The organism is Leifsonia poae (assembly GCF_050632865.1).
Classification (GTDB): Bacteria; Actinomycetota; Actinomycetes; order Actinomycetales; family Microbacteriaceae; genus Leifsonia; species Leifsonia poae_B.
This window is the reverse complement of record NZ_JBODSA010000001.1, coordinates 588,047-605,967: the sequence shown is the minus strand read 5'-3', so window position 1 is coordinate 605,967 and position 17,921 is coordinate 588,047. Positions and strand designations below refer to the sequence as shown.

The window sequence follows — 17,921 nt, the reverse complement described above, 5'->3', positions numbered from 1 at the left end:
ACCGGCCGGAGCGCAGGTGGATAAGCTTCCGCTCATGGGTATCATCTCGTCCGGCTTCCTCGGCCGTCGGAGGACCGACGACCCCCGCCTCCCGCCCGGTCAGTACCTGACCGAGGGCTTCCCGGTGCTGAGCGCCGGGCCGACGCCCCGCATCGCCAAAGACGACTGGGCGTTCACGATCACCACCGAGAAGGGCGACGTGCACCGCTGGAGCTGGGACGAGTTCCTTGCGCTCCCGCAGGAGGACGTGAGCACCGACATCCACTGCGTCACCAGCTGGTCGAAGCTCGGGACGTCGTGGCGCGGCGTGGCGCTCGACACCCTGTTCAAGGATGTCGACACCTCGTACGAGTACACGATGGCGCACAGCTACGGCGGCTACACCACGAACGTGCCGCTGGCGGACCTGCTGAACGGCAAGGCCTGGGTCGCGCACAGCTTCGACGGTAAGGACCTGGAGCCGGAGCACGGCGGCCCCGCGCGCCTGCTCGTGCCGCACCTGTACTTCTGGAAGAGCGCCAAGTGGGTCAACGGGCTGCAGATGCTGCCCCAGGACCAGCCGGGCTTCTGGGAGCAGAACGGCTACAACATGTACGGGGACCCGTGGAAGGAACAGCGCTACTGGTGAGCAGCGTATGGCGGGTGGCCGACGTGGTCGATACGCGCATGGAGACCCCGACGGCCCGCACCATCCGGTTGCGCATTCCCGGCCTGCACGGCCACCTCGCCGGCCAGCACGTCGACATCCGGTTGACGGCGCCGGACGGATACCAGGCCGTCCGCTCGTACTCGATCGCGTCGGGCGGTGGCCTGGGTGCGCTCGAGCCGCACCAGCTGCCGGACGACGAGCTCGAGCTGACGGTCGAAGAGCTCGCCGACGGCGAGGTCTCGCCCTACCTCGTGCGCGGCCTCATGAACGGCGACCAGCTGGAGGTGCGCGGACCAGTCGGCGGCTGGTTCGTCTGGCGACCGGGCGACACGACTCCGGTGCAGCTCATCGCGGGCGGATCGGGTGTCGTACCGCTCATGTCCATGGCCCGCGCCCATGCCGCCGCGGACAGCACGGCGCCGTTCCGGATGCTGTACTCGGTGCGCGCGCCGTTCTCCCGCTACTACACGGACGAGCTCGCGAGCCTGGCCATGAACTCCGCGCCGCTCGAGGTCGACTACATCTACACGCGGCAGGCTCCCCCTGGGTCGGACGCGATGCCCGGTCGCCTGACCGCCGAGGGCCTGATGCAGCGCGTGCTGCCGGCCTCCGACTCCCCCACCTTCTTCATCTGCGGTTCCACGCCGTTCGTCGAGGCGGTCTCCGGGTGGCTGGTCGACGCCGGCCACGACCCGGCACGCGTCCGCACCGAGCGCTACGGCGGAGTCGGAGGCACGCCATGACCGATCTCTCCTACCTCGACGGCAACGCGGCCGCCGGCCTCCTGTCCGAGGTCTTCGCCGCCGACATCACCACCGCGGTCGGCCGCTGCGCCAACTGCGGCGACGAGGCGGTGGTCGCGCGGGCCCGCGTGTACGTCGACGAGCACGGCCTCGTCGTCCGCTGCTCGGTCTGCGGCGACGTCATCGCCGTCGCCGCGGAGCGCGCCGGCCGCCTCTGCCTCGACCTCCGCGGCCTCGCCTGGTTGGAGTTCCCCGTCGAGTAGGCGCCCGCGTCAGGAGACGTGCACCGCGGGACGGCGCTTGACGTCGCGCTCGGCCTCGCGCAGCACCTCGCGCGTCACCGGCGCCACCTCGCCGACACCGGTGATCAGGTAGCGGAACATGTTCGAGATCGGGTTGCCCTCGGTCCACTCGAAATAGATCGTCGGGACGACGCCGGTCACATCCCGGATCTCGATGAGCACCGCGGCGATCGTGTTGGGCACGTTGCCGCTCTTCACCTGCAGCACCCGGTAGCCGTGCTTGACGACGCCGTGCACGACCAGGTCCTCCTCGAAGTCGGAGGAGTCGGACTTCATCACCTCGAGGAAGATCGTCCGCGAGCGCTGCGGGATGTGGCTGTACTTCCGCTCGTCCTTGTTCTTCTGCTCGTACTCCTTCGTCGTGTCGACATCGGGCTCGTGCGAGATGATGCGGATCTCGCCCTCCTCCGCGTCCTCCAGGATGAAGTCGAGCGCCGTGACGTCGAACGTCACCGACGTGGCGCGGAGCTGGAACGACCGGCCGATGCGCGACACGATCGACACCACGAGGATGCCGAGGATGAAGAGCGTCGCGATGCGCAGGCCGTCGGGCCGCTCGATGATGTTGTCGATGGTCGTGTAGACGAAGATCGCCGTGATCAGTCCGAACACGACCGTGCGCTTCGGCTGCCGTTTGCGCTTGGCGGAGAGGGTCACCGCGAGGGATGCGGACGTGATGAGCACCAGCACGCCGGTCGCGTACGCGCCGCCCTGCGCATCCACGCTCGCCTGGAAGATCAGCGTGATCAGGAAGGCGATCGCGGTGAAGACGAGCACCAGCGGGCGCACGGCGCGCGCCCACTGCGGCGCCATCCCGTAGCGGGGCAGGTAGCGCGGCACCAGGTTGAGCAGGCCGGCCATAGCGGAGGCCCCCGCGAACCAGAGGATGAGGATGGTCGACAGGTCGTAGACCGTGCCGAAGCCGTTGCCCAGGTACTCGTGCGCCAGGTACGCGAGGGCGCGTCCGTTCGCCTGGCCGCCGGGCTGGAACTCGCGCTGCGGGATGAGCAGCGTCGTGGTGAAGCTCGACGTGATGAGGAAGACGCTCATGATGATCGCGGCGGTGGTGAGCAGCCGGCCGGCGCCGCGGATGCGCCCCTTCGGGTACGCGGGGTCGTCGTCGGGGCGCCCCTTGATCTGCGGCATCACCGCGACGCCGGTCTCGAAGCCGGAGAGGCCCAGTGCGAGCTTCGGGAAGACCAGCAGCGCGACTCCGACGATGATCAGCGGATTGCCGTTCTGCCGGAACAGCGCCTCGGACCAGTCGGTGACGGCGGTGGGATGCGCGAACACCTGCACGATGGAGACGCCGACCACGACGACGTTCAGCGCGAGGTAGACGGCGACCAGCACCACGGCGATGCCGATGGCCTCCTTGAACCCCTTGAGGAACACCGCACCGAGGAGCGCCAGCAGGAACAGCGTGATGAGGACGTTGTTGCCGTGGAACCACTCGGGGGCGAACGGGTTCTCGATCGCGTGCGCCGACGCGTCGGCGGCCGACAGCGTGATCGTGATCATGAAGTCCGTCGCCGCGAAGCCGAGCAGCACGAGCACGAGCAGCTTGCCCGCCCACCACGGAAGCAGCCGCTCCAGCATGGCGATCGAGCCGGAGCCCTTGAAGCTCTCGCGCGCGACCCGGCGGTAGACCGGGAGGGCGCCGAGCAGCGTCAGCGCCACGAGCACGAGCGTCGCGAACGGCGAGATCAGGCCGGCGGCGAGCGCCGCGATGGCCGGCTGGTAGCCGAGGGTCGAGAAGTAGTCGACACCGGTGAGGCACATGACCTGCCACCACGGGTGGGTGCGCTCGGGGTTGCGACCGTGCGGTCCCTGCTGGGTGCCGCGCTCGTCCACGAGGCCGGTGAGCAGCCAGTGCCGCAGGGCGCCGCCCTTCGCCGCCTGCGGGACGGGACGCGCCTGCCCCGGAACGGTGATCTCGCTGCGCGGGGTCACGCGCGGCAGGGGCGTGTCTTCGCTCACGTGTTCAGGGTAGCTCTCACCAGGCCGAGGCACGGTAGTCCTTCAAGAAGACACCGTGAAGGTCCTCGCCGGCCTCGCCGCGGACGATCGGGTCGTAGACGCGGGCGGCGCCGTCGACCAGGTCGAGCGGGGCGTGGAAGCCCTCCTCGGCGAGCCGCACCTTGGTGTGGTGCGGGCGCTCGTCGGTGATCCATCCCGTGTCGACGCTCGTCATGAGGATGCCGTCGCTCTCGAACAGCTCGCCCGCGCTGGTCCGCGTGAGCATGTTGAGCGCCGCCTTGGACATGTTGGTGTGCGGGTGACCGGCGCCCTTGTAGCGGCGGCCGAACACGCCCTCCATGGCGGACACGTTGACGACGTACGACCGTCCCGCGGCGGCGAGCGACGGACGCAGCCGGTCGATCAGGATGAACGGCGCGGTCTGGTTGCACAGCTGCACCTCGAGCAGTTCGAGGGCGCCGATGCTGCCGATCGCCTGCGTCCAGCTGTTGACGCGGGCGACGTCGGGCACGAGACCGCCCGCGTCGATCGCCGTGCCGTCGGCGTGCTTCGCCAGCGACGACGACCCGGCGCTCATCGCCGCGGTCGCGAGGTCGTCGGCGGTGAGAGCCGCGGCCCCGGCCAGCTCGGCGATCGTGCCGCGCACGTCGGCCGCGGAGAGCAGCGGATGCGCGGCGACGGAGCGCTCGAGAGCGAGCGGATGCGGGGCGGCGGTGTGGCCGAACGTCTCCAGTTCCGGCAGCGGCCCGTCGGGCAGCGGCTGCGTCTCCGCCTCGGCGAGCAGCGAGTACGCGCCGGGCGAGCGGCGGACCGTCTGCGCCGCGTTGTTGATGAGGATGTCGAGGGAACCGCGCTCGGCGACCGAGTCCGCGAGCGCGATCACCTGCGCGGGGTCGCGCAGGTCGATCCCGACGACGCGCAGCCGGTGCAGCCAGTCCCCCGCATCCGGGAGCTGCGAGAAGCGGCGGACCGCGTCCCGCGGGAAGCGCGTCGTGATCGTCAGGTGCGCGCCGTCCCGCAGCAGCCGCAGCGCGATGTGCATGCCGATCTTCGCCCGGCCGCCGGTGAGCAGCGCACGCTTGCCCGTCAGGTCGGTGCGCGCGTTGCGCTTGGCGTGGCTGAATGCGGCGCACGACGGGCAGAGCTGGTGATAGAACCAGTCGACCTCGGTGTACTGCTGCTTGCAGATGTAGCAGGCCTGGGAGTTGAGGAGGGTGCCGGCGGTGGTCGAGCCGGTCGTACTCGAGGTCAGCTCGCGGCCGCGGGTCTCGTCGTCGATGCGGTCGGGCGCGCCGGTCGCAGTGGCGGCGATCACGGCGCGGTCGGCGGCGAGCTCCTGCTCGCGGAGCTCGCGGCGGCGCGCCTGCTTCGAGGCCTTGAACATGTGCGAGGTCGCCCGGCGCACGGTCACGTAGTCCGGGTGTTCCTTGTCGAGCTCGTGCAGCTGCGCCAGGACGCGGAGGGTGGTGGCGAGCTCGTCGGGATCGAGGCCGGGAGCGGCCGGGGTTTCGGGAGGCACCGGAAGATTCTACGTGGCACGATGAACGCATGGATGCGCACGCGTTCTTCGAGGTGACCGGCATCGCGTTCGAGTTCGCCGGGGTCGGCGCGATGGCGGTCGGCTTCATCGTGTCCGTGGCGCTCGCGGTCACGGCGTGGACGCGACAGCGGAGCGGGGCGGCGGCGTTCCGGACGCTGCGCGAGAGCTTCGGCGGCGTCATCCTGCTCGGGCTCGAGATCCTGGTCGCCGCGGACCTCGTCAAGACGGTCACCTCGACGCCGTCGCTGACCGACGCGTTCGTGCTGGCGATCATCGTGCTGATCCGCACCATCCTGAGCTTTTCGCTGCAGGTCGAGATCGATGGAGTGGCGCCGTGGAAGCGCGCGCTGCTCACGAACGGGCCGCAGACGCTCGCGCGCGCGGCCCGGTCGGCGACGGCGCGGACCCCGGACGGCGGGCAGCAGCCCAGCGGGGTGTAGCGGCTACTCGGCTCTGCGCGCTGCGCGCTCGGCGTCGCGCTGCTTGACGCGCGCGTTCTCGGCGCGCACCGCGGCCTGCGTCGCCCGCTCGTCCACCAGCCACTGCGGCGGATCGGCGAGCAGCGCCTTGATCTCCGCGGTCGTCAGCGCCTCCGTGACGCCGCCGCGCGCGAGGCCGGAGTTGGAGACTCCGAGCTTGCGCGCCACGACGTCGCGCGGGTGTGGTCCGTCGGCGCGAAGGGTCTGCAGCCACTCCGGCGGGTTGGCGTTCAGCTCGTCGAGCTCGGTGCGGCTGATCTCGCGGTCGCGGAAGTCGTCGGGCGCCGCCGGCAGGTAGATGCCGAGCTTCTTGGCCGCCGTGGCCGCTTTCATGGTCTGCGCCTTCATGTCCTCCAGGCTACCGTTCGCTACCCTCGTGGGATGTCCACCCGCTTCTCGCTCGCCTTCCCGCTCGGCGTCACCGTCGGCAAGTGGACGCGCACATTCGAGCAGCGCTTCCCCGACGTGGAGCTCGTGGTGCGGCCGAGCGACGACCCGCTGGGGATGCTCGCGGCCGGCGAGGCGCACATGGTGTTCGCCCGCGACGCCTCGGCGGACGACGAGCGGCACCTGATCCCGCTGTACTCGGAGGACGTCGTCGTGGTGATGCACCACGAGCACCTGCTGACGCTGGAGGAGCACCTGTTCCTGGAGGAGCTGGCCGACGAGCCGCGGGTGACCGGCGAGCCGTCGGAGGCGTTCATGCGCAGCGTCGCGGCCGGGGACGGCATCGCGCTGCTGCCGGCCTCGGTGGCCAAGGCGCTGCGACGCAAGGACGTCGTGGCGCTGCGCGTCGAGGACGCCCCGCAGAGCAGCATCGGCCTGACCTGGCCGCGCGAGGGACAGCATCCCCTGGTCGACGACTTCATCGGGATCGTGCGCGGCCGCACGGCGCACTCCTCCCGCAACCCCGAGGTCGCCGCGCGCGAGGCGTCCGCCCGCGAGACGGCGCCGCGCAAGCCCGCGCCGCGCCCGGCGCCCGCGGCCCGCGGCAAGCGCCCCCGCCGCCGCTGACGCGCATCCACGGGCCGCAACACGCCGTTATGCCGCGCCCGTAACGGCGTGTCGCGTCCCATAGATCACCTACTCGTCCAAACACGCCGCTAAGCCCCGCTGCATAACGGCGTGTCGGGACCAGCGGATGGCCGCCCCTTGCGTCATCCATGGGCCGCAACACGCCGTTATGCAGCGCTCATAACGGCGCGTTGCGTCCCATGGATGACCTACTCGTCCCAACACGCCGTTACGTGGCGGCCCACAACAGCGTGTCGGGCCGAGTAGGTGGCGGCCGCTGGCAGCAGCATCCAGGGGTCGCAACACGCCGTTATGCCGCGCCCGTAACGGCGTGTTGCGTCCCATGGATGAGGTGGTCGGGCCGACACGCCGTCAGGCGGCGACGCATGGCGGCGTGTCGGGAGCTGCGGGTGGCCGGGCGCAGAATGGGGGCATGAGCAGCGCCGGCAGAGACGCCCAGTCGGAGATCTACCGCGCGGGGGTGTCCGGCCGGCGGCCGCGCATCCCTGTGGGGTTCCGGCAGCTGGAGCGGGTGGCCCAGCGGCGGATGAGCCGTGCGGCTTTCGCGTACATCGCGGGTTCCGCAGGCCTCGAGCGCACCGCGCAGGCCAACCTCGACGCGTTCGCCCGGCACCGGATCGTCCCGCGCGTGCTGCGCGACGTCGCGGCGCGCGACCTGTCGATCGAGCTGTTCGGCGTCCGTCGCCCTACTCCCCTGCTGCTCGCCCCGATCGGCGTGCTCGAGCTGGCCCGTCGTGGTGGGGACGCTGCGGCAGCGCGCGCGGCGGCCTCGCTCGGCGTCCCGGCCACGCTGTCCACCCAGGCGTCGCAGCCCATGGAGGAGGTGGCCGCATCCATGGACGCGGTCGCGCCCGGCGCGTCCCGCTGGTTCCAGCTGTACTGGAGCTCGTCCCGCGACTTGGTCGCCAGCCTCGTCTCCCGCGCCGAGCGCTCCGGCTGCGAGGCGATCGTCGTCACCCTCGACACGCACGTGCTGGGCTGGCGTCCGCGCGACCTCGACCTCGGCTACCTCCCATTCAGCCGCGGTCTGGGCATCGCGCAGTACACCAGCGACCCCGTGTTCCAGGAGCTCGTGCGCGAGCGGGCCGCGCGCGGCGGGCGTCCGGCCACCACGCCGACGCCTGCCGCTCTCGCCTCGTTCGCGAGCATCCTGCGCCACCACCCCGGCACCCTGCGCGAGAACCTGCGCTCGGGCGAGCCGCTGGCCGCGGTCGAGACCTTCCTCGACGTCTTCGCCGACCCGTCCCTCACCTGGGACGACCTCGCGTTCCTGCGCGACCGCACCCGCCTGCCGATCGTGCTCAAGGGCGTCCTGCACCCCGACGACGCACGTCGGGCGATCGACGCCGGGATGGACGCGGTGCAGGTCTCGAACCACGGCGGACGCCAGATCGACGGCGAGATCGCAGCCCTGGATGCGCTGCCCGGGGTCGTCGAGGCCGTCGCCGGGCGCCTCTCGGTGCTGTTCGACAGCGGCATCCGCAGCGGGTCGGACGCAGTGGTCGCGCTCGCGCTCGGAGCCCGCGCGGTCGCGATCGGCCGGCCCTACGCGTACGCCCTCGCGCTCGCGGGCGAGGAGGGCGTACGCGAGCTGCTGCGCAACACCATCGCGGAGCTGGACATCACCCTCGCCCTCGCGGGCGTCCGCAGCGTGGACGACCTGGACGCGCGCATCCTGGCCGCCTCCGCCTCCGCCGCCTTCTCGGCTGGTTGACCCCCTACGACACCGACGCCCCGATCAGCGACAGCAGCGCCTGCGCGTACGCCGTCGCGGCGTCCTCGTGCTCGTAGAAGCGCTCCTCGCCGCCGAAGTACACGGTGACGCGGTAGCCGTCGGGCGTCCGCGCCAGGTGGCGGAAGCTGCCGGCGAGGAGTTCGCGCAGCTGGTCCTCGCGCGGGATCCACAGCGCGTCCTCGACGGCCAGCGAGTCGAGCGCCCACTCCGTCGTGCCGTTGAAGCCGAGGATCGTGCCCGTGTCGAAGTGGTGGGGCTCGATCGTCATCTCGCTGACCGTGAACCGCTCACCCTCCATCCCGGGCCGGTCGATGGCGAACGTGTCGCCCGACGCCGGCTGCCAGCGCAGGCCGGCGGCACGCAGCTGCCGGGCGATGTCCTCTGCGATCATGGATGCTCCTCTCGGCGGCCGAGGCCGCGCTCAGTCGGTGACGACGACGACCTTGCCGCGCACGTGGCCGCCCTCGAGCCTTCCGTAGGCCTCGACTGTCCGCTCGATCGGGAAGATGGAGTCGATGGGCAGCACCAGCTCGTTCTCGGCCAGCAGGTCGGCCAGCTCGGCCAGTTCGGCGTTGCCCGCAGCGCGGCCGCCGACGCTCCGGGCGCCCTGCGCCTGCGGACCGAAGACCGCGATGGTGTTGACCCGCTCGATGGGCACGCCGAGTTCGAGGGCCGCCTCGATGGTGTCGGCGCCGTGATTGTCGAGCACCACGGTCACGCGGTCGTCGTCGAGCACATCGCGCACGCGCTGGGCCAGGCCCTCCCCGTAGGTGACGGGGATGACGCCGAGCGATTCGAGGAATTCGTGGTTCTCCTCCCCCGCCGTGCCGATGACGGTCGCGCCGGACCGCACCGCCAGCTGCGCCGCGAGCACGCCGACCCCGCCGGCCGCGGCGCTCACCAGCACCGTGTCCCGCTCGTGGATGTCGGCCGCGCGCACCGTCGCCATCGCCGTGCGGCCCACCACGCCCAGCGACCCGGCCACCTCGAAGGTGAGCGGATCGGGCTTGGTGATCACCTGTCCGTCCTCCGGGACGACCACGAAGTCCGCGATCGCGGCGAACGGCGCGGTTCCGAGCACGGCCTGCCCCATGTCGAACCCCGTGACGCCCTCGCCCAGCTCCTCGACGAAGCCCGCGAAATCCTGCCCGATGCCCGACGGCAGGGTCACCCCCATGTGCGCCGCGGCCTGCTCGGAGCGGTACGCCTTGATGTCCATCGGGTTGAGCCCGGCGGCCATGACGCGCACCAGGATCTGGCCGGGCCCCGGCCACGGTCTCTCCCGCTCGACCACCTGCAAGTAGTCGCGCGAACCGAACTCCTCGAACTGGACGAAACGCGGCACCGATGGGGCTCCTTCCCTCTCGTAGGAGGGAGCCTAGCCCCGCCGTCCGTGCACCGGCACCGGGTGCAGCGGATGCTCAGCCGAAGAGCAGCGCGGCCTCTTCGTAGCGGGCCTCCGGAACGGTCTTGAGTCCTCCGGTCGCGTCGGCGATCGAGACGTTGACGACGTCGGTGCCGCGAAGCGAGACCATCGAGCCCCAGCGTCCCTCGTAGACCGCGTCGACCGCGGCCATCCCGAGGCGCGTGGCGAGCACGCGGTCGTAGGCGCTCGGCACGCCGCCGCGCTGCATGTGGCCGAGGACGGTCGCGCGCGACTCGATGCCGGTGCGCTCCTCGATCATCGGGGCGAGCATTTCACCGATGCCGCCGAGGCGCGGACGGTTGAACGCATCCAGGCCCTTGTGCGAGTGCGCCTCCTCCATGGTGTCGAGGTGGAAGCCCTCCGACACCACGATCACGGGCGCCCGACCGCGGTCGCGCACCGACTCCACCCACTCGCAGATCTGCTCGATGGACTGCGGCTGCTCCGGGATGAGGATGGCGTGCGCGCCGCCGGCCATGCCCGAGTGCAGGGCGATCCAGCCGACGTGGCGGCCCATGACCTCGACGACCATGCAGCGCTGGTGGGACTCGGCCGTGGTGCGCAGGCGGTCGATCGCCTCCGTCGCGATCTCGACCGCGGTGTCGAAACCGAACGAGTAGTCGGTGGCGGCAAGGTCGTTGTCGATGGTCTTCGGCACGCCGACGATCTTGAGACCGGCGTCGGTGAGGCGGCGGGCGGCGGTCAGCGTGCCCTCCCCGCCGATGGCGATGATGGCGTCGATGCCGTTCTCGTCCATCATGCGCTGGATGTTCTCCGGGCCGCCCTTGTCGCCCTCGAACGGGTTGGTGCGGCTGGAGCCGAGGATGGTGCCGCCCTGGCGGGACAGGCCGCGGACGCTGTGCCGGTCGAGCGGCATGATGTCACCCTCGACCACACCGCGCCAGCCGTAACGGAAGCCGGCGAACTCGGAGTGGTGGACGCGGTCGCCCTTCAGGACCGCGCCGCGGATGACCGCGTTCAGGCCCGGGCAGTCGCCGCCGCTGGTGAGGATGCCGATCTTCATGCTGCTCCGTTTCGAGTCCGTGCTTGAATCATGCCCGCCCGCGCCGGGCTGCACAAAATCGCACTGGACGGATGACGGCCGTCGGTGGTAGGCGGATCAGAGCCCGAGGGCGCGCTGCAGCTTCGACGAGCTCTCCGACGGACGGGCGCCCGCGTCGCGCAACCGCTCCTCGATCGCGTCGAGCAGAGCCTCCCGGCGATCGCGCTTGTCGGGAGCGCCGGCGAGCAGTTCGACCTCCCACTCGCGCCACTCCTGCGTGCCGCCCGAGCGCAGGTTCTCGCTGCGGACGTGGTCGTCGGTCAGCTCGGCGAGGTCGAAGCCGGCCGCATCCTGGAGCACGACGCTGTCGCGCTGGTTCGTGACCCGGGCGATCGGGACGAGCGACTGGTCGCCGATCAGCGGGCGCAGGTGCTCGCGGACCTCCGCGGGCGGCTCGTCGTCGTCGGTCAGCGGCCAGTGCAGCTCGGTGCGGCCCTCCTCAGCCGGCTCCTTGATGTGCCAGCCGGCGTCGTGGCCGCCGCGGCGCACGCGCAGCGCCGTCCGGTGCTGCGCGAGGGTCAGGTCGGCGGTGTCGAAGTAGGTGGCCACGAGCTCGTGCCGGACCGGCTCGCCCTGGACCGCGACCGCGCCCACGCCGACGAGCTGCGGATGCCGGGCGTCGGCCTCCACGTCGTACTTGCGCTCGATCTCGACCTGGGAATGGTGCTTCTGGTCCGGCATCCACCCTGTCTAGTCCACATTTCCGCCGACGCGAAATCCGATCCGCGCTGTCGGCGGCCTGCTCTACGGTGAACGCATGACTGTTGAGACGATCACCGCCCGCTTCGACGTCACCGGGTGGGAGCCGGCGGACCTGCCCGGTATCGACGGCGACTGGGTCGGGGCGGTCGTGATGCGCAAAACATACACGGAGGGCCTGGTCGGCGAATCCATCGCACACTTCGTCTCGTCGGGAACCGAGGAGGGCGGTCGCGGCTACCTCGCCGTCGAGCGGATCAGCGGACGGCTCGACGACGGACGCGAGGGCTCGATCACCGTGCACCACGGCGCGCTGCAGCACCCCGACGACCCCTCCGCGTTCGGCTACATCGTGCCGGGAACGGGCACCGGCGCCTTCGCCGGCTTCACCGGCCGGGCGCGGATCGTCCACGACGACGGCGGGCCGTTCTTCGTGTTCGAGCTCGACTGAAGCGGGCGCTTCACGAGCCTGACGCCCGGCGGTACCCTCGGGGCATGAGCGACCCCAAAGGACGTGATTACAGCGAAGACGACGACCTCGACGACTTCCGCGAGGCCCAGGAGACCGACTACGAGCCGGAGCCCGTCGTGCACGACCCCGAGGACATCCCGGTGGTCGACGACGAGGACGACGAACTGCTCCCCGACGACGACCGTCCGGTTCCGCTCGACCCTGACGACGCCGAGATCGCCTGACCGCGGCGTCGGCCGTCGGGCTACGCCAGCGCGTCCTCCAGGAGGTGGATGAGGGCGTCGAGCTGCACGGAGTCGGCCGAGCCGACCTCGACGTCGCTGCCGTCGAGGGCCCGCGCCGCGAGTCCCTGCTTGGCGTCGATCAGCTCCGCGATCTTGGAGTCGATGGTCTGCGCGGCGATGATCCGCCACGCGGTGACCGGCTCCTCCTGGCCGATGCGGTGGACGCGGTCGATCGCCTGCGTCTGCTCGGCGGCGGTCCACGACAGCTCGGCGAGCACCACGTTGGACGCGGCCTGCAGGTTGAGGCCGACGCCCGCGGCAGTCAGCGAGCACACCGCGACCGCGACCTCGGGGTCGTTGTTGAACGCGTCGATCTCCTTCTGACGCGCCAGGGCGGACTGGTCGCCGCGGATCGAGATCGTCTTCAGGTCGCGGGCCGCGAAGGCCTCCTCCGCCGCATCCATCACGTCGATGTGCTTGGCGAAGAAGACCACCTTGCCGACCGAACGCGCCAGCTGCGCGGTGTAGTCGGAGGCCAGCCCGGCCTTCGCCTGGCCGATCTTGCGGACCATCGTGAAGACGTTGTCGCCGGTCTTCGCCGACTTCGACTCCTCCAGCTCCGACTGCGCGACGAGGCGGATGAGGTGGCGGCGGTGCGCCTCGTCGTCGCCCTCGAACGAGTCGGGGCGACCGGCGGCCGCGGCACGGTGGAACTTCGCGACGAGTCGCGCCGCGAGCTCCTTCTCGGCCTGGCGGATGGAGCGGCCGAGCTCGTCGTCCAGCTCGACCGGCAGGTCGACGACGCGGCGGCTCGGCAGGTCGGCGGCCACGTCGATCTTGCGGCGGCGGACGATGCCCATGTCGATGACGGACTCGCGCGCGGCGGCGTAGAAGCCGAAGTCGGCCGGGGTCAGCCCGGTCTCCTCCAGGTGCTCCATGAGCTGCGCGGTCGGCTTGTTGCCGTCGATCCAGCCGAGGAACTGCCAGATCGCCTTGAAGTCGTCGATGTCGTTGATGAGCGGCGTACCGGTCAGCGCGATCATCAGCGGGTCGGGCGTGGAGTGACGGATGGCGTCAGCCAGCCCGAGCACGAGGCGTGAGCGCTGCGAGTGCAGGTTCTTGATGAAGTGGGCCTCGTCGACGACCATCCCCTTGAAGCCGAGCGTGCTCAGCCAGGAGAGGTGCCGATCCAGGACCTCGTAGTTGACGATGACGACGTCGGCGAACGCGTCCAGGCCCTCGCCGTCGCCGTGGATGACGGTGGCGCGGCGGTGCGGCGTCCACTGCTCGACCTCGCGCGCCCAGTTCATCTTGACGACGTTCGGCACCACGGCGAGCAGCGGGTAGGCCCCCGCGACGGAGGCGGCCAGCACCGACTGCGCGGTCTTGCCGAGGCCCGGCTCGTCGGCGAGCAGGAAGGAGCGGTGGCCCTGGCGCACGCTCTCGATGAACCGCGACTGGTGGTGCATCAGCTCCAGGCCGTTGGGCGAGTAGCGGTCGATGAGCGGCGCCGGTGGCAGCTCCATGCTGGCCGCCTGGCCGCCCGCTCCGTACTCGAACGACTTGAACAGCGGGCCCAGCAGTTCCCACGAGTCCAGGCGGCGGCGCGGGGTGGGCGCCGCGGGCGTGAGCCGGGAGAGGTCGGGCGCGAGGAACGGGTTGGACAGCTGGCGCGCCTTCACCGACGGCGGCACGACCTGCTTCTCCGCCAGCTCCGGCGGGATGACGCTGTCCTGCTTGGGAGCAGGACGCTCGATCGTGATGATGAGGTCGTCCGGCGACAGCTCGGTGCCCGACTCGAGCAGCCAGTCGCGCCGCATCTTCTGCGCGGTGGCGCTGGACGCGGTCTCGCTCTCGAGCAGGGAGATGAGCGACGTGTCGCGCGCGGCCGTCTTGGCGAGGATGGTGGCGATGCCGTCGAGCCGCTTCAACTGCTCGGCGCGGGCGGCGTCGCTCAGCTCCGGGTCGGCCTTGGCGCGTGCGCGCTCCTCGCGCATGAGGAAGGCGATCACCTGGAACTTGGTGCGGTTGGTCGGCCCGAGCTTCTTGCCGTCGGCCGCCTTCGCCTCGACCTCGCGTACCTTGCGGGCGAGCACGGGGATGAGCCCGTCGTTGTTGGCGTGCCGGTTCTTCCGCTGCTGCGGCCTGGTCGGGCTGGTGCGCTGACCGGAACGAGACATGGTCCTCCAGTGGAGGCGCCGTGCGCGGACTGCGGGCACGACGCCAGTGGTCATGAGGCCGGCGGGGCGGCGAGCTTCGGGAACCGAGTGGTCCGGGCTCGACGCGGTGACGCCGGGAGCGCGACACAGGACGGTCGCGCAACATCCATTCTACCGGCTGCGGAGCCGTTCAGCGACGAGTGTCGGCGGGGATCTTGATGGTGAGCGCGGCGACGATGAAGACGGCCGCCGCGGCGAGGCTCAGCAGCGGCAGCGCGCCCGCCACCGCGGTGATCGGCCAGACCGGGTTCCACAGCACGGCGATCGGGATGAGGCCCGCCAGCCACCACCAGCGTCCGGCCTGTCCGGCGAAGACGCAGAGGATGAGCGCGAGGATGCTGACCGCGTACCGGACGTAGAGGTACCAGTCACCGGGAAGCGCCAGGCCGAACAGGAGAATCAGCGCTCCGAGCATCCCGGGTGCGAGCGCCGCCCGGTTGAAGGCGGGCTGCTGCGGCGTATGGGGACGGGACACGGCATCCCACTCTACGCGGCCCGGGTGCGATCGGCGGCCCGGACATGGTGCGCCCGCCCGGGTATCGGAGACGTCCTCTCCGGCCCGGACGGGCGACGTGGTGGTGCGGGTGCTGTGTTGCAGGCGGCCGGTCAGAGGACTCCCCGGCGGAGGAGGAAGGCGCACGGCGGTGCGTCGGAGCCGACGCGGACCGTGACGGCGGAGTCGCACGCGAGCTCGAGGAACGGTTCGAGCTCGAGGCGGGTCATCGATACCCGACGGAGTTCGGCGTCCGACGCGATCCCGTTCACCGCGAACGCGACGTCGGGTACGTCGTAGGGCTCGTCGGCGAGGTCGAGGAACACGATCGGGGAGGCGTCGTCCTGATCGAGCGGGAACACGGAGAGGATCGCCTCGGCGGCGGCCTCCGTGGTGACGTCGTCCCCGAGGTGGACGACGGGCGACGTGATCCGGTCTTCGGGATAGCCGCTGCCCACGAGGGTCAGCGTCTCGCCATCTGTCATGGCGTCGAGAGCGCTCAAGAGCGCGCCGGACAGCAGTGGGCTGAGGTTCTTCAGCAAAGTCGGGCCTTTCCTGTTAAACGAATATTTCTCAACCCCTCCCTGGAGGATAGACCCAGCTGTATGTCCGCACGTATCCCCCGTTCGGGGGATGCTGCTTGCGGAACGTTCGCTCGACGACCATCGAACTACCCCTCTGGGGTATGCCGCCCGCGGGCATATCCTGAGGGGATGATCGCGGACATCAAGAAGCGCGCGCTGCACCGGACGCGCATCCTCGAGGGCCAGCTCCGGGGGCTCGAGAAGATGATCGAGAACGAGGACTACTGCATCGACATCATCACGCAGTCGCTCGCAATCCAGAAGTCGCTCGGGTCGCTCAACCGGCTGCTGGTGGAGAACCACCTCCGCACCCACGTCACCGAGGCGTTCGAGGAGGGCGGCTCCGCGGCGGACGACGCGATCGTCGAGCTGCTGAAGATCTACGAGCTCTCGAACAACCGGGGCTGACGGGATGGCCGAGGAGCTGATCCGCATCGTCCGCGGCGACATCACCGACGAGACCGTGGACGCGATCGTGAACGCCGCCAACAGCTCGCTGCTCGGCGGGGGCGGCGTCGACGGCGCCATCCACCGCCGCGGCGGCCCACGCATCCTTGACGCGACGAAGGAGCTGCGCGCGACGACGCTGCCCGACGGGCTGCCGACCGGCCAGGCCGTCGCCACGACGGCGGGCGACCTCGCGGCCAAGTGGGTCATCCACACGGTCGGACCGGTGTGGTCGTCCCGCGAGGACCGCACCCCGCTGCTGCAGAACGCTTACCGCTCGTCGCTGCGGGTCGCACGCGAGCTCGGCGCGCGCACGGTCGCGTTCCCCGCGGTCTCGGCCGGCATCTACGGCTGGCCGATGGACGACGCGGCGCGCATCGCGATCAGCACGGTCCGGGCGGTGCTGTCGTCGGGCGTCGGGTCGGTCGAGCACGTGCGGTTCGTGCTGTTCAACGACGAGGCCTTCGACGCCTTCCGCGAAGCGGCCGGCGAGTGACGGGCGCCGACGCCGCGGAGGCGCTGGAGCGCTTCCGGACGCTGCTGCACATCCCGACGATGTCGCGCAACGCTGTCGAGGAGACCGACTGGGAGGCGTTCGACCGCTTCGTGGACGCGCTGCCGGGGCTGTATCCGGCGCTGCACGCCACGCTCGAACGCGAGCGGCACGGGCATTCGCTGCTGTACCGCTGGCGCGGTGGGGGATCGGGCGCGCCGACCGTGCTGATGGCCCACTACGACGTCGTCCCCGCCACCGACGAGGGATGGACGCATCCCCCGTTCTCCGCGACGCTCACCGGCGACGGCCAGCAGCGGCTGCTGTGGGGGCGCGGGGCGATCGACGACAAAGGCGCGGTGGTCGCCATCCTCGAGGCGGTGGAGGCGCTGGTGCGGTCGGGCTTCCGGCCGGCCGACGACGTCTACCTCAGCTTCGGGCACGACGAGGAGACTGTCGGCTCGGGCGCACGCGGAATCGCCGCGGTGCTCGCCGAGCGCGGGGTCCGGCCCGCCCTCGTGCTCGACGAGGGCGGCGCGGTCGTCGAGGGCATCTTCCCCGGCGTCGCGAAGCCCATCGCGGTGGTCGGCGTCAGCGAGAAGGGCATCACCAGCGTGCGGCTCACCGTCGAGCAGCAGGGCGGGCACGCATCCACTCCCCGGCCATGACGGCGACCGTGCGGCTGGCGCGGGCGATCACCCGGCTGAACGCACGGCCGTTCCCGGCGCGGCTGACCGAGACGAACCTGCGGATGGTCGAGACGCTGGGCGCGCACGCGACCGGACCGCTGCGGTCGGTTTTCACGCGTGCGCGCCGCCTGCAGCCGGTGCTGCGGACCGTGTTCGGGCGGCTGAGCGACGAGACGCGGGCGATCGTCCGCACCACGACCGCGGTCACTCAGCTGCGCGGCAGCCTGGCCGCGAACGCGCTGCCCGAGACCGCCGAGGCCATCGTCAACGTCCGGATCGCGGTCGGCTCGTCGGTCGCCGAGACGCTGGACCACCTGCGCAAGGCGATCCGCGACGACGCCGTGCGCGTGGAGGCGGTGGATGCGAGCGAGCCGTCGCCGGTGTCCCCCTCGGACGGACCGCAGTGGGACCGGCTGGCCGCCGCGATCGCGGCTGTGCACCCGGACGCGGTGGTGACGCCGTACATCATGCTCGGGGCGAGCGACAGCCGGCACTTCACCGGCATCTGCGAGGCTGTGTACCGGTTCACGCCGTTCGAGCTGAGCGCGGACGAGCGCGCCGCCCTGCACGCCCGCGACGAGCGCATCCGCGTCGCCACCTGGCTGCGCGGCATCGCCGTCTACGAGGGCCTGCTCCGCGCCTCCTGAGC

General features: G+C 71.1%; 22 protein-coding genes. 12 read left to right on the top strand and 10 right to left on the bottom strand.

Features of this window, described 5'->3' with window-relative positions; translation table 11 throughout:
* The first annotated feature begins 34 nt into the window (after positions 1-34).
* From ACRAWB_RS03040 to ACRAWB_RS03030, 3 genes are read left to right on the top strand one after another with little or no spacing between them, the layout of a single operon-like run.
* The gene (locus ACRAWB_RS03040; protein WP_431352005.1) at positions 35-628 is read left to right on the top strand and encodes a sulfite oxidase-like oxidoreductase; all 594 of its coding nucleotides are present in this window, start codon (positions 35-37) and stop codon (positions 626-628) included.
* Positions 625-1,392: a ferredoxin reductase gene (locus ACRAWB_RS03035; protein ID WP_431352004.1), complete on the top strand. Its 768-nt coding sequence runs from the start codon at positions 625-627 to the stop codon at positions 1,390-1,392. The genes ACRAWB_RS03040 and ACRAWB_RS03035 overlap by 4 nt, the downstream gene beginning before the upstream one ends.
* A complete protein-coding gene (locus ACRAWB_RS03030) occupies positions 1,389-1,655 on the top strand; it encodes a DUF6510 family protein (protein ID WP_431352003.1) in 267 nt (88 codons plus the stop codon). The genes ACRAWB_RS03035 and ACRAWB_RS03030 overlap by 4 nt, the downstream gene beginning before the upstream one ends.
* 9 nt (positions 1,656-1,664) lie before the next feature.
* Here the strand turns inward: ACRAWB_RS03030 and ACRAWB_RS03025 are convergent, their stop codons facing one another.
* Both ACRAWB_RS03025 and ACRAWB_RS03020 read right to left on the bottom strand, forming a co-directional pair.
* Positions 1,665-3,629 (bottom strand): amino acid transporter, encoded by a 1,965-nt coding sequence (locus ACRAWB_RS03025; RefSeq protein WP_431352695.1) that lies wholly within the window; start codon positions 3,627-3,629, stop codon positions 1,665-1,667.
* A gap of 61 nt (positions 3,630-3,690) precedes the next feature.
* Complete coding sequence (locus ACRAWB_RS03020) at positions 3,691-5,193, bottom strand: SDR family NAD(P)-dependent oxidoreductase (protein WP_431352002.1); 1,503 nt, start codon at positions 5,191-5,193, stop codon at positions 3,691-3,693.
* A 29-nt stretch (positions 5,194-5,222) separates the two neighbouring features.
* Here ACRAWB_RS03020 and ACRAWB_RS03015 point away from each other — a divergent pair, with 29 nt between their 5' ends.
* Positions 5,223-5,654 (top strand): DUF1622 domain-containing protein, encoded by a 432-nt coding sequence (locus tag ACRAWB_RS03015; RefSeq protein ID WP_431352001.1) that lies wholly within the window; start codon positions 5,223-5,225, stop codon positions 5,652-5,654.
* Between the two features lie 3 nt (positions 5,655-5,657).
* Here the strand turns inward: ACRAWB_RS03015 and ACRAWB_RS03010 are convergent, their stop codons facing one another.
* On the bottom strand, positions 5,658-6,041 hold the full coding sequence (locus tag ACRAWB_RS03010; RefSeq protein WP_431352000.1) for a DUF5997 family protein: 384 nt from the start codon (positions 6,039-6,041) through the stop codon (positions 5,658-5,660).
* Between the two features lie 33 nt (positions 6,042-6,074).
* Between ACRAWB_RS03010 and ACRAWB_RS03005 the strand changes: the two genes are divergently transcribed.
* Positions 6,075-6,707: a LysR family transcriptional regulator substrate-binding protein gene (locus tag ACRAWB_RS03005; protein ID WP_431351999.1), complete on the top strand. Its 633-nt coding sequence runs from the start codon at positions 6,075-6,077 to the stop codon at positions 6,705-6,707.
* A gap of 433 nt (positions 6,708-7,140) precedes the next feature.
* Complete coding sequence (locus tag ACRAWB_RS03000; protein WP_431351998.1) at positions 7,141-8,442, top strand: alpha-hydroxy-acid oxidizing protein; 1,302 nt, start codon at positions 7,141-7,143, stop codon at positions 8,440-8,442.
* A 4-nt stretch (positions 8,443-8,446) separates the two neighbouring features.
* On the opposite strand, the gene ACRAWB_RS02995 is transcribed toward ACRAWB_RS03000, so the two are convergent.
* The 4 genes from ACRAWB_RS02995 to ACRAWB_RS02980 form a co-directional block, all read right to left on the bottom strand.
* Entirely contained in the window at positions 8,447-8,854 is a 408-nt protein-coding gene (locus ACRAWB_RS02995; protein ID WP_431351997.1) for a hypothetical protein, read from the bottom strand.
* A 30-nt stretch (positions 8,855-8,884) separates the two neighbouring features.
* Complete coding sequence (locus ACRAWB_RS02990) at positions 8,885-9,808, bottom strand: NADP-dependent oxidoreductase (RefSeq protein ID WP_431351996.1); 924 nt, start codon at positions 9,806-9,808, stop codon at positions 8,885-8,887.
* 76 nt (positions 9,809-9,884) lie between these two features.
* On the bottom strand, positions 9,885-10,913 hold the full coding sequence (locus tag ACRAWB_RS02985; RefSeq protein WP_363808147.1) for a 6-phosphofructokinase: 1,029 nt from the start codon (positions 10,911-10,913) through the stop codon (positions 9,885-9,887).
* A gap of 96 nt (positions 10,914-11,009) precedes the next feature.
* Entirely contained in the window at positions 11,010-11,633 is a 624-nt protein-coding gene (locus tag ACRAWB_RS02980; protein WP_431351995.1) for a CYTH domain-containing protein, read from the bottom strand.
* A gap of 76 nt (positions 11,634-11,709) precedes the next feature.
* On the opposite strand from ACRAWB_RS02980, the gene ACRAWB_RS02975 reads away from it, so the two are divergent.
* Together ACRAWB_RS02975 and ACRAWB_RS02970 are read left to right on the top strand one after the other, a co-directional pair.
* Complete coding sequence (locus ACRAWB_RS02975) at positions 11,710-12,102, top strand: DUF3224 domain-containing protein (protein WP_431351994.1); 393 nt, start codon at positions 11,710-11,712, stop codon at positions 12,100-12,102.
* A 44-nt stretch (positions 12,103-12,146) separates the two neighbouring features.
* Positions 12,147-12,347: a hypothetical protein gene (locus ACRAWB_RS02970; RefSeq protein WP_431351993.1), complete on the top strand. Its 201-nt coding sequence runs from the start codon at positions 12,147-12,149 to the stop codon at positions 12,345-12,347.
* 20 nt (positions 12,348-12,367) lie between these two features.
* Here the strand turns inward: ACRAWB_RS02970 and ACRAWB_RS02965 are convergent, their stop codons facing one another.
* The 3 genes from ACRAWB_RS02965 to ACRAWB_RS02955 form a co-directional block, all read right to left on the bottom strand.
* Positions 12,368-14,527, bottom strand: coding sequence for a DEAD/DEAH box helicase (locus ACRAWB_RS02965; RefSeq protein ID WP_431351992.1), 2,160 nt, complete (start codon positions 14,525-14,527; stop codon positions 12,368-12,370).
* Positions 14,528-14,696: 169 nt separating this feature from the next.
* Entirely contained in the window at positions 14,697-15,041 is a 345-nt protein-coding gene (locus ACRAWB_RS02960) for a DUF6804 family protein (protein ID WP_431351991.1), read from the bottom strand.
* Between the two features lie 131 nt (positions 15,042-15,172).
* A complete protein-coding gene (locus ACRAWB_RS02955; protein WP_431351990.1) occupies positions 15,173-15,601 on the bottom strand; it encodes an RbsD/FucU domain-containing protein in 429 nt (142 codons plus the stop codon).
* 171 nt (positions 15,602-15,772) lie between these two features.
* Between ACRAWB_RS02955 and ACRAWB_RS02950 the strand changes: the two genes are divergently transcribed.
* From ACRAWB_RS02950 to ACRAWB_RS02935, 4 genes are read left to right on the top strand one after another with little or no spacing between them, the layout of a single operon-like run.
* A complete protein-coding gene (locus ACRAWB_RS02950; RefSeq protein ID WP_431351989.1) occupies positions 15,773-16,051 on the top strand; it encodes a metal-sensitive transcriptional regulator in 279 nt (92 codons plus the stop codon).
* A gap of 4 nt (positions 16,052-16,055) precedes the next feature.
* Positions 16,056-16,586 carry an O-acetyl-ADP-ribose deacetylase gene (locus ACRAWB_RS02945; RefSeq protein WP_431351988.1) on the top strand — a complete coding sequence of 177 codons (531 nt, stop codon included), beginning with the start codon at positions 16,056-16,058 and terminating at the stop codon, positions 16,584-16,586.
* Positions 16,583-17,251, top strand: a complete 669-nt coding sequence (locus tag ACRAWB_RS02940; RefSeq protein WP_431351987.1) for a M20/M25/M40 family metallo-hydrolase — start codon at positions 16,583-16,585, stop codon at positions 17,249-17,251. Before ACRAWB_RS02945 ends, ACRAWB_RS02940 begins: the two co-directional genes overlap by 4 nt.
* The gene (locus tag ACRAWB_RS02935) at positions 17,248-17,919 is read left to right on the top strand and encodes a M20/M25/M40 family metallo-hydrolase (RefSeq protein WP_431351986.1); all 672 of its coding nucleotides are present in this window, start codon (positions 17,248-17,250) and stop codon (positions 17,917-17,919) included. Before ACRAWB_RS02940 ends, ACRAWB_RS02935 begins: the two co-directional genes overlap by 4 nt.
* The last annotated feature ends 2 nt before the right edge of the window (positions 17,920-17,921 follow it).

Coding starts and splice junctions, on each gene's coding strand:
- ACRAWB_RS03005 (WP_431351999.1), top strand. CDS start 6,075: ATGTCCACCCGCTTCTCGCTCGCCTTCCCGCTCGGCGTCACCGTCGGC.
- ACRAWB_RS03010 (WP_431352000.1), bottom strand. CDS start 6,041: ATGAAGGCGCAGACCATGAAAGCGGCCACGGCGGCCAAGAAGCTCGGC.
- ACRAWB_RS02985 (WP_363808147.1), bottom strand. CDS start 10,913: ATGAAGATCGGCATCCTCACCAGCGGCGGCGACTGCCCGGGCCTGAAC.
- ACRAWB_RS02970 (WP_431351993.1), top strand. CDS start 12,147: ATGAGCGACCCCAAAGGACGTGATTACAGCGAAGACGACGACCTCGAC.
- ACRAWB_RS03015 (WP_431352001.1), top strand. CDS start 5,223: ATGGATGCGCACGCGTTCTTCGAGGTGACCGGCATCGCGTTCGAGTTC.
- ACRAWB_RS03030 (WP_431352003.1), top strand. CDS start 1,389: ATGACCGATCTCTCCTACCTCGACGGCAACGCGGCCGCCGGCCTCCTG.
- ACRAWB_RS03040 (WP_431352005.1), top strand. CDS start 35: ATGGGTATCATCTCGTCCGGCTTCCTCGGCCGTCGGAGGACCGACGAC.
- ACRAWB_RS02980 (WP_431351995.1), bottom strand. CDS start 11,633: ATGCCGGACCAGAAGCACCATTCCCAGGTCGAGATCGAGCGCAAGTAC.
- ACRAWB_RS02945 (WP_431351988.1), top strand. CDS start 16,056: ATGGCCGAGGAGCTGATCCGCATCGTCCGCGGCGACATCACCGACGAG.
- ACRAWB_RS02975 (WP_431351994.1), top strand. CDS start 11,710: ATGACTGTTGAGACGATCACCGCCCGCTTCGACGTCACCGGGTGGGAG.
- ACRAWB_RS02935 (WP_431351986.1), top strand. CDS start 17,248: ATGACGGCGACCGTGCGGCTGGCGCGGGCGATCACCCGGCTGAACGCA.
- ACRAWB_RS02950 (WP_431351989.1), top strand. CDS start 15,773: ATGATCGCGGACATCAAGAAGCGCGCGCTGCACCGGACGCGCATCCTC.
- ACRAWB_RS02965 (WP_431351992.1), bottom strand. CDS start 14,527: ATGTCTCGTTCCGGTCAGCGCACCAGCCCGACCAGGCCGCAGCAGCGG.
- ACRAWB_RS03000 (WP_431351998.1), top strand. CDS start 7,141: ATGAGCAGCGCCGGCAGAGACGCCCAGTCGGAGATCTACCGCGCGGGG.
- ACRAWB_RS02995 (WP_431351997.1), bottom strand. CDS start 8,854: ATGATCGCAGAGGACATCGCCCGGCAGCTGCGTGCCGCCGGCCTGCGC.